Annotated in this window: 6 protein-coding genes and 2 pseudogenes; 7 read left to right on the forward strand and 1 reads right to left on the reverse strand. The window is 63.1% G+C overall.

Going from position 1 to position 15,501, the window contains the following annotated elements; genetic code table 11:
- The first annotated feature begins 242 nt into the window (after positions 1-242).
- From PAM7066_RS13370 to PAM7066_RS19350, 3 genes and pseudogenes are all read left to right on the forward strand, one after another.
- Positions 243-2,402, forward strand: a complete 2,160-nt coding sequence (locus tag PAM7066_RS13370) for a multicopper oxidase family protein (RefSeq protein WP_217808387.1) — start codon at positions 243-245, stop codon at positions 2,400-2,402.
- Positions 2,399-3,508: an SCO family protein gene (locus PAM7066_RS13375; RefSeq protein WP_085854734.1), complete on the forward strand. Its 1,110-nt coding sequence runs from the start codon at positions 2,399-2,401 to the stop codon at positions 3,506-3,508. Before PAM7066_RS13370 ends, PAM7066_RS13375 begins: the two co-directional genes overlap by 4 nt.
- A gap of 156 nt (positions 3,509-3,664) precedes the next feature.
- A pseudogene (locus tag PAM7066_RS19350) lies at positions 3,665-3,973 on the forward strand (hypothetical protein); the annotation flags it as partial.
- Between the two features lie 199 nt (positions 3,974-4,172).
- On the opposite strand, the gene PAM7066_RS13380 reads toward PAM7066_RS19350, so the two are convergent.
- Complete coding sequence (locus tag PAM7066_RS13380; RefSeq protein ID WP_085854735.1) at positions 4,173-11,549, reverse strand: peroxidase family protein; 7,377 nt, start codon at positions 11,547-11,549, stop codon at positions 4,173-4,175.
- A 378-nt stretch (positions 11,550-11,927) separates the two neighbouring features.
- Between PAM7066_RS13380 and PAM7066_RS18995 the strand changes: the two genes are divergently transcribed.
- From PAM7066_RS18995 to PAM7066_RS13395, 4 genes and pseudogenes are all read left to right on the forward strand, one after another.
- On the forward strand, positions 11,928-12,254 hold the full coding sequence (locus PAM7066_RS18995) for a hypothetical protein (RefSeq protein ID WP_175484646.1): 327 nt from the start codon (positions 11,928-11,930) through the stop codon (positions 12,252-12,254).
- Positions 12,197-12,484 (forward strand): transposase, encoded by a 288-nt coding sequence (locus tag PAM7066_RS19650; protein WP_175484649.1) that lies wholly within the window; start codon positions 12,197-12,199, stop codon positions 12,482-12,484. The genes PAM7066_RS18995 and PAM7066_RS19650 overlap by 58 nt, the downstream gene beginning before the upstream one ends.
- 308 nt (positions 12,485-12,792) lie before the next feature.
- Positions 12,793-13,886 (forward strand): annotated as a pseudogene (locus PAM7066_RS13390) (IS3 family transposase); the annotation flags it as partial.
- 956 nt (positions 13,887-14,842) lie between these two features.
- Positions 14,843-15,457, forward strand: a complete 615-nt coding sequence (locus tag PAM7066_RS13395) for a helix-turn-helix domain-containing protein (RefSeq protein ID WP_085854739.1) — start codon at positions 14,843-14,845, stop codon at positions 15,455-15,457.
- The last annotated feature ends 44 nt before the right edge of the window (positions 15,458-15,501 follow it).

The following is a 15,501-nucleotide window of genomic DNA, read 5'->3' on the forward strand; positions in this document are numbered from 1 at the left end:
TGTAAGATTGTTCCAGTTGGGGAAAGACGTCGCGGCATGTGCTGCGGACGCCTGCATAACTGGGGGCCAGGGACATGTACCTTCCAAGAGATGCATCACGCACGCGAGTACGTGAGGCGGAGCACGCGCGGAGAAATCGGGCTGAAATCGTCAGGAGCCTGTCCAGCGGCGAGATCACTCGGCGCGACCTGTTCCGATGGGGGACGTTCACGTCCCTGGGGATGCTGGCGCATGTGAACGGGTTGAGCCCGTTCGCGTCCAGCGCCTTCGCACAGGATGTTCCGACCGGCACGCCGCGCAGTCCGCTGTTCGGGGCGCTGCCCTTTTCCCAGCCGATGCCAAGGCTCGATCTGCAGAAGCCGCGCCACCTCAAGGCGGTTGCGCGCGGCGCCGAAACGGACGTGCATTTCCCCGACGGGATGAAGCAGCCGCCGGGGCACCGGCTTTCCTATCACACCGACTTCACGGAATCCGGCGGCACAGCGTTCCGCAACCCGTATCATAATGTCGGGCCGATGGAAGGGCGTCCACCCGGCGAGTATTTCGCCCATCAGCGATGGGAGGAGTACCTGCCCGAGGTCGGCTACGTGATGACGCTTGGCCGCTGCGGGACGGGGGTGAAGTTCCACCCCGCAATGCCGGATCAGGGCATCGACCAGGTCTGGTCGCTGTCGCCCAACATGCGCGGCCGCTGCACCTTGCCGCCGCCGCTCATCAAGCTGCGCTATGGTGAACCCGCGCTGTTCAGGCTCTACAACCGCCTGCACCCCAACCCGACGAAGAATGGCGGGTTCGGCTCCAACAGCCAGTCCACACATAACCACAACGCCCACAACGCCTCGGGCAGCGACGGCGCGGCGAACACCCATTTCTATCCCGGCCAGTTCTACGATTATCACTGGACGACGACGCTTGCTCGCGCCGACCTGATCAACCAGGCCGCGACAGACCGGCGAGCCTCGGGGCCGGCGAAACGCGGCACCGGACTCGAACGCGTTCCCGGCGATTTCCGCGAGTTGCAGGGCACGCTGTGGTTCCACGATCATCGGTTCTTCTACACCGCCGAGAACGTGTACAAGGGCCATGTGGGGATGCTGAACTATTACAGCGGACCCGACCGCGGGCACGAGGGCCTCAGTGACGGCATCAACCTGCGACTGCCGTCGGGCACCGAGCTCGACTGGGGCAACATCGACTTCGACGTGAACCTGATCATCTCGGACGGGGCGACCGACCAGGACGGGCAGTATTTCTTCGACATCTTCGACACCCGCGGCTTCTGCGGCGACATGATGCTGGTGAACTTCGCCTACAAGCCGTACTTCGAAGTGCTGCCGCGCAAGTACCGCTTCCGGGTCCTTTCGGCGGGAATGTCGCGTTTCGTCGAGTTGGGCCTGCTTAACCCGCAAGGCAATCCGATGCCGTTCCAGGTGATCGCCACCGACGGCAATCTGCTCGTCAACCCGGTGACGGTCACCCGGCTCGACCCGATGGGGCCGGGGGAGCGGTTCGACATCGTTGTCGATTTCTCGGTATTCCAGCGCGGGTCCCGGATCACGATGATCAACACCTTGGAACACGCCAACGGGATGAAGCCCAAGGGCAGCGTCTCCATCGCCGACGCGCTGCGCGGCGTCCCAGACGACCCGGCCGTTGGCGGCGTGATGGAGTTCCGGATCGTCGACGCTGTGGAGAGCGTCGACAATCCCGGCAAGATCCACCGCCGCGGCGATCCGGACCGCAGCCGGGTACCCGGCCAGCTTACCCAGCCGATCCCGATCGTGCAGCCGATCCGCACCCGTGTGATCGAGTGGAAGGGCGAAGCGGACGTGGGAGTTGGCCAGACGGGCGAATGCTTCCCCGATTGTGGCGAGAAGGAAGTCTTCCCCTGGACAGTCCGGATCAACGGCGTGTCGCAGCACTTCCTCAATGCCAACCGCTCCTCGCTGCTGGTCCCACGGCCGGGAGAAGTCGAGCACTGGACGCTGGTCAATACCAGCGGAAGCTGGTCGCACCCCGTCCACCTGCATCTGGAGGAGGGGGTCACGATCGACCGCGCAGGCGGCCCGATGACCGCCATCGAGCGCGCGAACCCGCGCAAGGATGTCTGGCGGCTGGGCCCGGATGGGGGCACCACGGTGAACGTGCAGGTACGCTTCGGCGAGTTTGGCGGCGCCTATGTCAGCCATTGCCACAACACGGTCCACGAGGACTTCGGGATGCTGTTCCGCTTCGACGTATTGACGGATCCAGCCAACCCCGAGAATTCCCAGGTGCATGTGAATGTGATCCCGACGCCGAAGCCGTCGCCGGAAGGCGTTACCTACGTCACGCCCGAGATCCTGCCCGAGGGGAACCCCTTCGATCCGACCTTCAACCCGTTCCCCGGCCGCCCGGTATGAGCGCGGGAAGCATCCGGTCTGCGCTCGCGGCCAGCGCCGCGAGCCTCGCGCTGATCCTCGGCCCTGCCATCGGGATGGCAAGGCCTTGGGACGAAAGCTATTTTCCGAACGTGCCCCTTCTCACCCAGGATGGCGAGACGGTGAATTTTTACGACGACCTGATCGATGGCCGCATCGTGGTCGTCAATTTCGTCTATACCGACTGCCCGGACATCTGCGGCTTGTCGACGGCGCGCCTGGCGCAGGTGGTGGACTGGCTTGGCGACAGAGTCGGGCGCGACATCTTCGTCTACTCGATCAGTCTGGATCCGGAAACCGATACGCCGAGCCGGCTGAAGGCATATGCCGCAGCGTTCGGCGCACCGTCGGGATGGACCTTCCTGACCGGTACGCGAGAGAACATCGACCAGGTGCGCTTCAAGCTGGGCGAGCGCAGCGAGAGCTTGTCCGATCATCGCAGCGACATGGTGATCGGCAACGCTGCCACCGGCGAATGGCGGCGCACCTCGCTGATGGGCAGCCTCGTCGTGGCGACGACGGACGTCCTCGAACTCGATCCGGCCTGGACGCCACCCCCCCAGCAGGCATTACTTGACCACGCGCCGATGACCGTGACCGATGAGAAGGGCGAAAGCCTGTTCATAACCGGCTGCGCAGCGTGTCATACGATAGGCCGGGGGGTGCGGGTCGGCCCCGATCTCGCCGGCGTCACCTTGAGGCGCGAGCGCGGGTGGCTCGAGACGTACCTGGCCGACCCGAGCCTGATGCTGGATCGCGGTGATCCGGTCGCGGTGGAGCTCGACACGTCGTTTCCAGATGTGCGCATGCCCGATCTGGGGCTGGGGACCGAAGACATCGCCGATCTGCTCCATTATCTCGAGTCGCAAACGTCTCGCTTGGGCTCGCCGCTGTCGGACGTGGAATCGGCGGCGCATGATCATGCCGGACATCATGGCCATTCAGAGGACCAGGCGCATGATCATGAACACGAGCACGAGCATGATCATGGCTCGCCGGCCTCGGGTGAGGACCGCGATGCGCGGGTCACCCCGGATGGCCACGGCCATACGCATCACGCCGGAGCCGGTGCTGCCGCAACCAACTGAATATGTCCGGGTGCGCGCCCGCTTTGGCGGATCGCGCACCTGAGCGACATCCAAGCCAATCACAAGACGACTTGAATGCGTTCGGACAATCCAGGCCGAGTGCCCATTGATTGCCGACGCCTGTCGTGATTCAGGCTCCTCTAGCAGACTGCATGCGTGGGCAACCTGTTCTGGCTGAGAGAGGCTCAGATGGCGCGCCTCCGTCCGGATTTCCCGAAGAGCCATGGCCACTACCGCGCGACGGTGACAGACGGGTGCAGAGGGCCATAATCTTCATCAACGGCAACGGGTAAGTGACGGTCCGGGCCAAAAGGGCCGGTTAAACGTCCAGTGGACGTTTCACGGCATGAACGGGCGGAGCTCAGTCCAAGCTGGTGCGGTATCCCTAGCGATTACAGCCCGCCGAAGACGCTCTACAACCGATGCAAGCGGTGGGGCGACGTGGCTGTGTTTCGTATGATGGTTTGCTGCTCGGAGCGCCCGAACTGCGATGCGCACTCGCGCTCTACAATCGCCGCTCTCGGGAGGGGTAAATGGACGCAAAAGAAGAGCCGCAGAGGAAATCTCTGCGGCTCTTCTCCCTTCTGCGTATATCGGGACTAGGGGAACGGGTTGGTAAGCTCGCCCACCCGGGACGGGGAGGGGGCGGACGAGCGCCCGAGCTCTACGCGAAGTCTGATGCCGTGAGCGTGTGTTCCCCTAGCAGGAGTATCTGCGCCTCTGGACCGCGGTCGTCGTCGATATCGAACAGCACCACGGTGTACTCGCCGTCGAATTCGAACCGGATCTGGTTGGCGGCGCCAATGCCGAAGGCGGTCGCCGCGCCCAGGTATTCGAAGGCGTTGCCGACCAGACCCGACACATCGAGCACGTCACCTCCGGCTACACCTGCTCCCTCGAAGTCGAGGATCACATCCGACACCGCGCCGCGTGAGTCGCGGACATCGGTGAAGACGAAGGTGTCGTTGCCAGCTCCACCGGTCAGCACATCGGCTCCGCGTCCACCGATGATGACATCGTCACCATCGCCGCCCTGCAAATCGTTGGCGTTGCCCCGGCCGATGATCGTGTCGTTGCCCGCGCTGCCGATGGCGTTCCAGATGCCGGACAACGTGTCAGACGTCGCCGCGGTGGTGCCGGATCCAACGACGACCGCGTCAACGACCGACAGGTCGATGTTGAGGCCGGTCGTATAGGCAGAGTAGTCGACGGTGTCGATGCCGCCGCCGCCGCTGAAGCTGTCCCTGGCATCGTCGGGCAAGGCGATGAAGATGTCGTCCCCCCGACCGCCGCGCAGGACGTTGGCCCCGGCATCACCGGTCAGGATATCGGCGAAGTCGCTGCCATCGACGTTCTCCACTCCCGAAATGGCAGCGAAGCCTGATCCGGTGCCGGCGGTCAGATCCACCTCCACCCCGGTGCTCGAGTCGCGGTAGGAGAGCGTGTCGACACCGCCGCCAAGATCGAGTTCGAAGCGCTCGACATTGGCGGTCTCGCCCGCGCCGGCGACGGCGATCCCGGATCCGTCGAAGTTCACGAACAACAAGTGATTGCCGCCGTTGGCGATCACCCGCATCGTGTCGTTTCCGGCACCGCCGTCGACGATGTCTTCGCCGTCGCCGAAGTTCCAGACGATCGTGTCATCGCCCGCACCGCCCAGCACCATGTCGAAGCCGCGGCCGCCGGCCAGCAGATCGTTGCCCGTCTCGCCTACGAGCCGGTCGTTGTCGTTGCCGCCGAAGAGGACGTCGTCACCCGCCCCGCCGATCAGGATGTCGTTCCCGCCAAGTCCGTAAAGGGCATCGTCGAGCGATGTGCCGGTGATGTCCTCGCCCACGGAATATCGGCCGATGCGGATGTTGACCGCCTCGGTGGAGGTGCCGGAGGGGGTGGTCAGCTCGACCTGGAGCAGGTGGGTGGACGCCTGCCGCAGCGCACCGCTGACAGTGAGTTCCCCGTTGGCAGCGAGAGCGAATGCCGTGCTGCTTCCGGCTGCGAGCGCGAAAGTGCCCGCGGCGCCAGAACTCATCCGACCCATCAGTTCGCCGACTCCGGGCAAGACGTTGCCCGTGTTGACTTCTGCGGCGAAGGCAATGTCGGAAGCTACCACCTCGTTGACGACATCGTTGAGCAGAATGGTGAACGCGCGGCTCTCTTCGACCACGCCGCCTAGCGAGGGATCGAGGTCATAGGTGTCGATCACGATCTGGTACTGGTTGTCGATCACCTGTGCCGCGTCCTGCACCTCGTAATCGAGCGGCCCGCCCGCGACCACCAGCTGGAACAGCGGGTTGCCGAAGGTATCGATACCGCTCTGGACCACGTCGAACCTGCCGCCGGCATCGAAGCCGGCGCGGATCTGGTGGTACTGACCTTCCGACTCGTGACTCGGCGGGATCTGAGTGGCGATGACGGTGCCTGGAACCGCATTCTCGTCGACCTCGAACGGTGCCGTGGGCGTCGCCGTGGCGGTTGAATACAGCCGCTCGGTAATCCCGTTTTCGTCTTTGAAGGTCGCGACTGCGCGCAGGCCACCTTCCACGTCCGCGTCCCGCACCGTGTACTGGGTCTGGTTGACGGCGACGGTGGTCCATCCGACCTGGCCGCCGAACTGGGTCTGCCATTCAATCTGGAGTCCCACCGGCTGGCCGTTGGAGTCGAGCGGCACACCGTCGGCATCGGCGAAGGAGTCGAGCGTGGCGCTCAGCACCTGGCCCACGAACGGTGTGACCTGGCCATCGAACGGCGTTGGATCGGCGATGGTCACGGTGCCCGTGGCTTGCTGGTTGTTGCTGTTGCTGGCGACCCGGATGTCCACGGTCTGATCCGAGAACTGCAGCATCTCGATGTTCTTCAGCAGATCCGTGTTGTCCGTGAGCGCTCTGCGGCTGTCGAGCTGCACGCCGCCGACGATCGCCCCGTCCACGCCGTTGTCGCGGTCGGTGACGGAAATGAAGCCGTCGCCGTTCACGTCGAAGGCCGTCTGGGCGAGATCCTCGCCTGCGTCGTCGAAGTCACCGTCCTCGTTGAAGTCGACGAAGACGCCGGCACCCTCGATGTTGTATTCCGCGAAGGTGCCGCGGAACACCGCTGTGTCGATGTTGTCCTGCGGAGTCTGGTCGTACCTGATCTCGCGCACGATGCTCATCTCGCCAGGCCGGATGGTCCGGTCGAGCAGCAGCGAGGTGAGGGCGCGGCCCTCGAAGGCCACCTCACCGGTCTCGAAGTTGTAGACCTTGCCGGCACGGGGCCCCGCCTGGGTCGGATCCGAACTGAGCGATTCCGCAGTGTACTCGACTCCGTCGACCACGATGCGGATCCGCACGTTGAGCCATGCATCGCCATCGATCAGATCGAAGCCGCCGCGGCCCATGATGGTGTCGTTTCCGTTGCCGCCCATCAGGATGTTGCCGTCCCGGAAGCTGCTGATATCCGCGCCCGGGACCGAGCCGAACAGCGTCACAAGGGCACCGTCGAGCCATTCCTCCAGACCCTCGATCCGGTCGATCCCTTCCTTGGTAAGGATGTGGTCGGCGAACCGGGCCTCAGCTTCCGCGCCTGGCCCTCCGCCGCCGAGAAGCTGGCCGCGGTCGTCGCCGGAGAGCGTGTCGTCAAATGTCCACCCTGACAGCGCCTCGATCTGATCGAAGCGGTCGCGCAGGATCTCCTGCTGATCGGTGGTGAAGAACGGGATCTCCATGTCGTGGTTGACCCCGGCCACGTCGTACTTGGCCGAGCTCCAGTCGAAACCGAACATGCCCTCCATCCGCTGGACGCCGATCCCCGACAGGGCAATGTCGTCGCCCGATTCCATGTCGTAATCCTGGTCGTTGCCCTGACCCCAGAGGACATCGTGGCCGATGACGGTGGAGTTGAAGAACAGCTCGGAGTTGTCGCCCGAGATGACATCGAAACCTTCGCCGCCTTCGATCCAGTCATTGCCTTCGTTACCGTTCAGCAAGTCGGGTCCGGAGCTGCCCAGCATGAAGTCGTTGCCTTCGCCGCCGAAGCCTTCGGACCCGTCCTGTCCGAACAGGATCACGTCGCTGCCGTCGCCACCGAAAGACAGGGTGAAGCCGCGAGCGGACGAGATGACGTCGTTGCCGTTCTGCCCGCGCAGGAAGTCGGCGCCGAGGCCAAACGGGTCTTCGATGATGTCGTCGCCATCGCCGCCGAAGACCTCGTCGGATTCCTGTCCGCCGTTGAGGTAGTCGTCGCCGTCGTCGCCCCAGAGAACGTCCATGCCGAGATCGCCGATCAGCGTGTCGTTGCCCTCGGTTCCGCCGAGAACCACGTGCTCGCCGCCACGGAACTTGAGGTAACCGCCGAAATCATGGTTGCCGTCCACCGTGGTGCTTTGGGAATAGTCGCGCACCACCTTGGGGTTGATCAACTCGAGCATCGGGTCGTCCCAGACGGGGTCGGATCCGGTGCGGGTGCTGGACGTGTCGTCGGCGTTATAATCCTCCTGCGCGATGCCCCGGTCGAGTTCCAGGATCAGGTCGGGCGTCCCGAAGAGGTGCCCGCTCAGGTGCGTTGCGTACTGGTCGCTGAGATCGGTGTTGCGCATCACGATGTCGGTGAAGGTGTTCTGCTCGAGTTGGTCGAGCATGTTCAGACCCTGCGTCCGGGACAGGTAGTAGAACCGGTCGCCGTTCTGCAGGCGCTCCATCTGGTATTCGAAGATGAAGTTGAAGGTCGAGCCGAGCATGCCGCCGAATTCGTTCAGTCTCTCCGCCAGGCCGCCGATCCAGAGGTCGACATTGTCGAGACCGCCCTTCTCTTCGGCATACGCGCCTTGGGCGCGCAGGAAGGCGAGCCGGTCGGTTGGCCCGGTTTCGGCGACACCGTCGCCGTCGATGTCGACGTTACCGAGTACCAGCAAGGTCGCCGCGTTGCGCTTCGCGTCCAGCGTATCGGCGCCGGTGACCGAGTCGTGGGTGCCGTAGGCCGCGATGAAGTTGATGACGGAAAGCGGGTTCTTGATGTTCTGGACGAAATCGTTCCAGCTCTCGTAGGGCTTCAGATCCGCAAGGTTGAAGTCGTTGTAGAGCTGGGCGCGGGTTTCGTTCAGCGAGGGCACCCCTGTCTCGCGGCCACGCGCGATGTTGATCGCGGCGAGGTCGAGCGGCAGGCCCAGAAGGTTCGATTGAAGCGCCGGTACGACGAACTCGTCGATTTCGTTGCCGACATCACGCGACATGCCGCGCAACAGCGCGCCCTGGATGGAGGCGATGTCGCTCCCGCCCTCGAGGTACTCCGCCGGATTGAGGAAGGCCTCGATCAGCGATAGCTGATCCCCGCCGCCGGCGACGTTGAGATCGTTGTCGAGCCGGTCGACCGAGCCGTTCAACATCGAATGGCCGAACCGGTACACGGTGTGCGCGAACTCGGCGATGATCGATCCGTCGATGTCGGCGGTGTGGGTGAAAACGAAGGGATCCACCATGGGCTGGATGCTCCGGGCGAACTCCTCGAACACCATGTGCTGATACTGCATTTCGGTCGAGAACCGGCCCGCCTGGAACAGCCGCGCGCCGTCCCAGACGACGTCGTTGATACCGGGGATCGGGTCGTTCGCCCCGAGATCCACCAACAACCATTCGTTGATGAAGGCGCGATCGCCGCTGGCCAGGATGGTCTCCTTGTTAGCCTCGATGACGCGGTTGTGCTCTGAATGAAATATGGTGTGGATCGCGGTCAGTCCGATATTCTCGTTGCCGCGGCCGTCGCCCGAGATGAAGTGCGCGTTGAGCAGTTCGTCATCGTACAGCGTGATCTGGCCGCGATTGTCGACCGGCACTGGATTCCCGCTGATATTGTCGCCGTCGGCCGCGATCGCCGTCACAGGAATTTCGGGGGTGCCGGGATTGCGGTCATGATCGACAGTGCGAACCTGCCCGTTCGCGTCGAGCAGATCCGTGGGCACGGCGGAATGGGCGATGTCCACCAGGAAGGCGGTGCCGCTGGCCAGGCTGCCTTCAGTCGTGATGCCGGCTGCGGTGCCTTCCTTCAGCCAGTTCTCGTCATGCGAGCCGTCGGGCGCCATGACCATCTGAGCGTAGCCGTTCGGTCCCAGAACCAGGTTGCCGTACTGGTCGGTGAGCAGCAGAGGTATGCGGTGCACGTCGGTGTCCTGAAGGCGGATGCCGAGCATTTCCAGCGCTTGTGCCTTCACCTCGCCCCAGTTGGCGAGGGCGCCGTCCTTGGATCCGGAAGCCGCCTTGCCGTCGAGAAGATGGCCCGTGGAGTACGTTCGCTCGCCGTCGCCGATATCCTGGCGCACGTATTCGCGCATGAACACCTGCTGCGAGGAGTGCGAGCCATAAGTCTGGTTCTGGTCGATCCAGGGCGTGGTCAGGTTCGTGTGCTGCGCGGTACCGTTGGCGTCGAAAGTCGGGGTCGCGCGGGTGACCACCATGAACCGGAGATGCGAGGGCAGATCGTCGCTGGTGCCGAAAATCTTGTCGGCGCCTGCGATCAATGGGTCATCCGCCTCGAGCGGAATGTAAACGGTGCCGTTGCCGCCCTTGTTGACGAGGTCGAGCCCGTGGTCGAAGAACTGCCCGAAGATCGTCATCGCGGTGTTGAACGACGGCGACAGACCGATATCGGGAGACACGTTCTCGATGATGAGGCCACCATCCTCGCCAACCTCGAGACCGTAATCGGCCAATGTTTCAGCAAGGAAAGCAGCGGCCTGCGCCGGAGTGCCGGAGGTCCCGGCAAACAAAACCGCTCTGTCGTAGGCGACTTGGGCCGCTTGGACCTCCTCGCGGGTCGGCTCCGCAGCGTCGATTGCGGCGGCCTGGGCCGCTTTGGCGACCGACTGGCCGACCGTCGATGCCGCGATGCTGGCATCGGCGGCGATCACCGCGTCCGTTGTCAGGTAGTTGCCATCGCCCACGAAGGCGCGCCGGGCTTCCACTGCCGCGGTCAGATCGGACCGGGTCAATCCGTCGTCATCCAAGGGGTTCAGCGCCGCCACCAGGTTTTCGGTCATGGTCGCGAGCGCGGTCGCCTGCGTGGTGTTGTAGCCACCGAGCGCGGTCTGGACCGCGCCGGCGGCATCGTCGGCGGCCTGCGCGGCGTTGAGAGCGGTGACATAGGCCTCCTGCGCCGCCGCGACAGCATCAAAGTATGGATGTTGTTGGTAAGCAGTGAGGGCATTCTCGTAGGCCAGGTTCGCTGCCTGCCAATCATCGATCGCCTGCTGCTCCTGGGGCGTCGGGCTGCCCGGTATGGCGGCGGTCGGCTGGGGGTCAGTAAACGGCGCCGGTTCGACAGGCACCGTATGCGGAATCGCCCGCAACGCCTGGTTCAGCAGGTTGGCAGTGAGCTGCGCCTCCAGGATCAGCGGTCGCACCGCAATCGCGGCATCAAGTCCGGAGGTGAAATTCGCGACCTTCGCGTTCTCGGCCACCACCACATCGACGAAGGGCTGGTGAGCCTCCATGGCCGCGGTAAGGGCGGACTGCGCGTTCTGCACATGCATGTTGGCGCCGTTCGCGTTCAGCGTCGCTCGGTAGGCCGAGGTGATCGCGTTGACCGCGGTGGTCTGATCCACGCCCTCTATGCCTTCGGCCTTCAGCGCTGCGCGGATTGCGGCAGGGTTGGAGACGTCCTGGGTTACGATGAGGTTCGAGATGGTGCGCGGGTCGGCGTCAACGACGGAGCCGGTGCCGACGTTGCCGTTGCCGTCCACGACACCGTAATTGGTATTTGTGATCGCGGGACTCGGGCCGGCCCCGTCAAAGTCGATCGAATCGCCGTCGGCGTCGTCGGTATAGACCGGATCGAGCAGGCGCGGAAAATCGGTCTGAGCGGCCCCGGAATCCTGGCGACCGGGCAGCAGGTTGTTGTAGGTGCCATCTACGGTGCGCAGCCCCGCAGGCAGCAGGGCCGCATCCTGGGCATCGATTTCATAGACCTTACGGATCGCCTCGATCAGATCCGTTCCCGAGGCGTGATCTTCGGAAATCTTGATCTGCTGAAGAATGAATTCGAGATCATGCTTGTTGACATGAAAATTAGTCGTCATCGGTTATCCCCCCGATAATGCGGACAGAAAAATATCGGACCCCGGAATAATCTCCGTGGCATCTGTCCCGCTGTCCCACTCGCGCAAAGCGCTACCCACAAGTGCGGTCACATTATGCGACGGGGGCGGAAGAACTACTCGGCCGTACGGATTAGACCGGACCGCTCAGACAAGGCTCCTGAAGGACCTTGCGGGTGTACCGCATCCCAGCGGCATCCTTCGTCCCACGATGGATCAGCGGCGTTTCACTGTCGGAGTGGTCATGGTGGAGGTTCGCCGCCGGTTATCGAGTTGGTTCTCATGGAGGCCCGGCAGGTAGAGGGCGGCTCTATCGGCAATTTCGATTGATCCCGACCGGCACGAGGCGCGGGATCGGTTTTGGACCCCCGGCGTGTTCAGGGGTTCGGGCCGAAGTTCGGAAAGATCAGCAAAGGCGGCTTCGTCGGATGGGCGCAGGAACTGGCCAGCGGCAATCCGACGTTCGAGCGGGTAAGGGCGGCGATGCTGCGCGCTCGCAACGCACTGCGGGCGGAGATGACGGCGCAAGACAAGAGGGTGCGCAACCTTGCCAAGGGTGAGGTAATTTGCCGCCAGCTGATGACGGTGCCGGGCGTCGGTCCGCAAACGGCGCTTACCTTCACGTCCGCGTGGACGGCCTCGGCCGCTTCCGCTCATCGAGGCGGGTTGCAGCCCATTTTGGCCTGACGCCGAAGAAGCACCAGTTTGGCGAGATGGCCATCACCGGCGGGATCAACAAAGCCGGAGCCGGGATGGTGCGCTCGATGCTCTACGAGGCCGCGCTGGTGATCTTGATCCGGAAGCGGGCGCAACCGGGCGATGATTGCCGTTGCGCGGGATCTGGCCACCGTGCTCCATCGCATGAGGCTCGACGGAATGACATTCCGCTTCGGAAAGGGGATGCGCGGGCAGCCTGAGCAATCCGTCTCGAGTTCGTGCCGGCGCACGGCCGCCGGCTCGGAGGACCTGTCGACGCGACGGGCACCCGGATGACACCGGCCGAGTGCTTGTGAGCCGTTCTCGGACTTGCAGCACGCCCTCCTGAACGGTGCTCGGGGGGCACTGGACGGTGTGATGCGGCCGAACGCCGCTAACCGTCGGAAGCAATGAAGCCGGCGACGTGTGACACTGGGGATGTTCTGCCGCCGCCCCTCAGGATATTACGCGACCCCTTGTTTCTCCTCTATGTGCTGCTGGAATCCAGACCGAAGCGAAGGGACTGGATATGAAGCGAAGCAGGTTCAGCGAAGAGCAGATCATCGGGATCTTGCGAGCGAACGACGCCGGGGCGACCGTCGCGAATCTTTGCCGCAGGCACGGGATGTCGTCCGTTGCCCGGCAGGCGATTGCGAAGCAATCTGCCGAGAGGGGACGACGTTTTTCGCCTGGAAGGCGAAGTATGGCGGCATGGACGTGTCTGACGCGCGCCGCCTGAGGGTTCTGGAAGACGAGAACGCAAAGCTGAGGCGGCTTTATGCGGACGCGATGCTCGACAATGCCGGGCTGAAGGATCTGCTGTCAGCAAAGTGGTGACGCCACCGCCAAGCGGAACGCGTTCGCACATTTGAGGACGAGCCTCGATGTGAGCGAACGGCGGGCGTTCGCCGTGATCGCCGTGGATCGGAGCTCGATCCGCTATCGCGGCAGCAGGCTCGATGACGCGGACCTGCGGGCGCGGCTGCGGGAGCTGGCCGATCAACGGCGACGGTTCGGAGACCGCCGCCTGCATGTCCTTCTGCGCCAGAAAGGGCATACCGTGAACCGCAAGAAGATCCAGCGGCTTTATCGCGAGGAAGGGCTTACGGTTCGGCGACGAAAGTCCCGCCGACGGATCGCGGTGGCGCGAACACCGATCCCGCTGGCGACGGGTCCGAACAGCCGCTGACTTTTGATTTCGTCCACGGCCAGCTCGCCGACGGCCGACGATTTCGAGTGCTGAACGTGATCGAAGACGTAACGAAAGAATGCCTGGCCGCCATCCCGGATACGTTGATCTCGGGCAGGCGCGTCGTGCGCGAAATGCGAGCGATCATCGAACGTCGCGGTATGCCAGGCGCAATTGTCAGCGACAACGGAACGGAGTTCACGCATACCGCCATGCGAGCCTTCAGGCAGGAGCTCAGGCTTGACTGGCGCTACATCGCACCCGGTAAGCCAACCCAGAACGCCATGGCCAAGAGCTTTCAGGGCCAGATGCGAGACGAATGCCTAAATGAGCACCTGTTCTTCGCGATGGATCATGTCCGAGCAGTGATTGCTGCCTGGCGTGCCGACTTCAACACCGCACTACCGCATTCGTCGCTCGGCGACATGACCCCGGCCTCCCTGAACCGCAATGGCCATCGACGCTACACTCGATGGATGGCTCCGCGCCGATGGGCATTGCCCACGTCGCGCAAAGGCGCAAATCTCACCCCGCGATTCCGGTCGCAGGTGGATGAGCGACGGGGGTCACGTCAGATATCACCCTGTCACGTCGCCAGAAGATCCGTATTGAACATATTCTATCGCGGCTCCAGAGGCCCGCTGCACTTTCCGGTCGACAGCACGAGCATCGAGCTCCTCGGCGAGTGCGAATGGCAGACCAGCAAGCACGAGCCTCAAGACCCGCCGCCAATGGCACAAGGTGCATCTCGCCACGGATATGGCCACCTCGGTGAACATCGATGAGATGCCGGGAAGCCCAAGCCGTTCTAACCCGCTGAAGCAACATCGACAGGTATCCACTCTCGTGCACTATCAGACTTGGTGATAGCGAAATTGCCCGGAACCAGCTCGCCACTCTCTCAGGATCGGCGGGGGACACGCCTCCGGCAACGGTCTTGCCGTCTGGATAAGCAATGCAGATCGAGGTTTCTTTCATTGAAACGTCCCAAATCAGAATAGTAGTAGATGGTCGTCCCCCTCACGGCAGTTTCTCAACGGGTCCATTATATCAAACCTCGTGCTCCACCCGAGAGCGGCCGCCGCAATCAGAACGTGTATGGAATAGCGTGCCACAACTTATACGCAGTACTGCAAAGCCGATAGGATGGCACAGGCGGTCACGGGCGCAGCCTTGATAGGTTCTTTCCGTGAGCCAACGTTGATTGCCCGGTCGTTCGACGACTACGCGGAGTCCGGAAGATTTCAAAATCTCCTCAACGACTTATCCGGCGCCGAAGCGAATCTGCGAGTGCCGTGCAAAAAAGGTACACTATGGTCGCCAAAGTGTGGTAAATGTATGGCATAGAGATTGTCGCGAATCTTTTTATTCGCAGTGGAAGTTTAGTCTGATGGCATATGAAGATATCTCCACGTTCTATGTTTCTGAAACTACTTCGCTTTTTGGCGAAGCGCAGATTTCGCAAGTGGGTTCCAGAACGGGTACGCCCAGGCTGGAAGGCCAGATGCCAGTTGTTTCACCGGATCTGGTGCGTCTTGTCGTATCCAAGCTGCCGGATTCCATGGGCGAACTGGGCGACATCCTCGCCGTAGTCAGGGCCGAGTATCCTAATGCTCAAGTCCTTTTCGTCGCCCCTCCCGGCCGAAGCAACTCATCCAAAAAGACGTCTTGCGGGCTTGGCGATGCACAGGAACCGCCAGGATTGGTAGATGAAGCGCAGGCCTGCTGCTCGGATCGTATCTCCGATGCACCGCTCTCGCCCGGGGCGGGGCAGCTGGATCGGCCGACGAACCTAAAGCGTTTCTCGCCTCGCCAGGCTGAAGTAGTTCGAGGTTTGGCGCGGGGATTATCCAACAAAAGCATTGCCCGGGAGCTGGGTCTCTCGGAATCTACCGTAAAGGTTCACGTGATCTCCGTTTTTCGCGCCCTCAACGTGCATAGCAGGGCAAGTGCGATCTCGGCAGTGTTCGGCTCTGAAGCCCTGCGGGCAGAACTCGATGTTTGAAGCGTCGCCGTTCTGAACAGCGACGGAACATCTGCCGCCAGCTG

The sequence above is a fragment of the Palleronia marisminoris genome (assembly GCF_900172315.1).
GTDB lineage: Bacteria > Pseudomonadota > Alphaproteobacteria > Rhodobacterales > Rhodobacteraceae > Palleronia > Palleronia marisminoris.

What these genes read in the sequence shown, in the direction of transcription:
- PAM7066_RS13375 (WP_085854734.1), top strand. Translation starts at nt 2,399, where the DNA reads ATGAGCGCGGGAAGCATCCGGTCTGCGCTCGCGGCCAGCGCCGCGAGC.
- PAM7066_RS13380 (WP_085854735.1), bottom strand. Translation starts at nt 11,549, where the DNA reads ATGACGACTAATTTTCATGTCAACAAGCATGATCTCGAATTCATTCTT.
- PAM7066_RS13395 (WP_085854739.1), top strand. Translation starts at nt 14,843, where the DNA reads ATGGCATATGAAGATATCTCCACGTTCTATGTTTCTGAAACTACTTCG.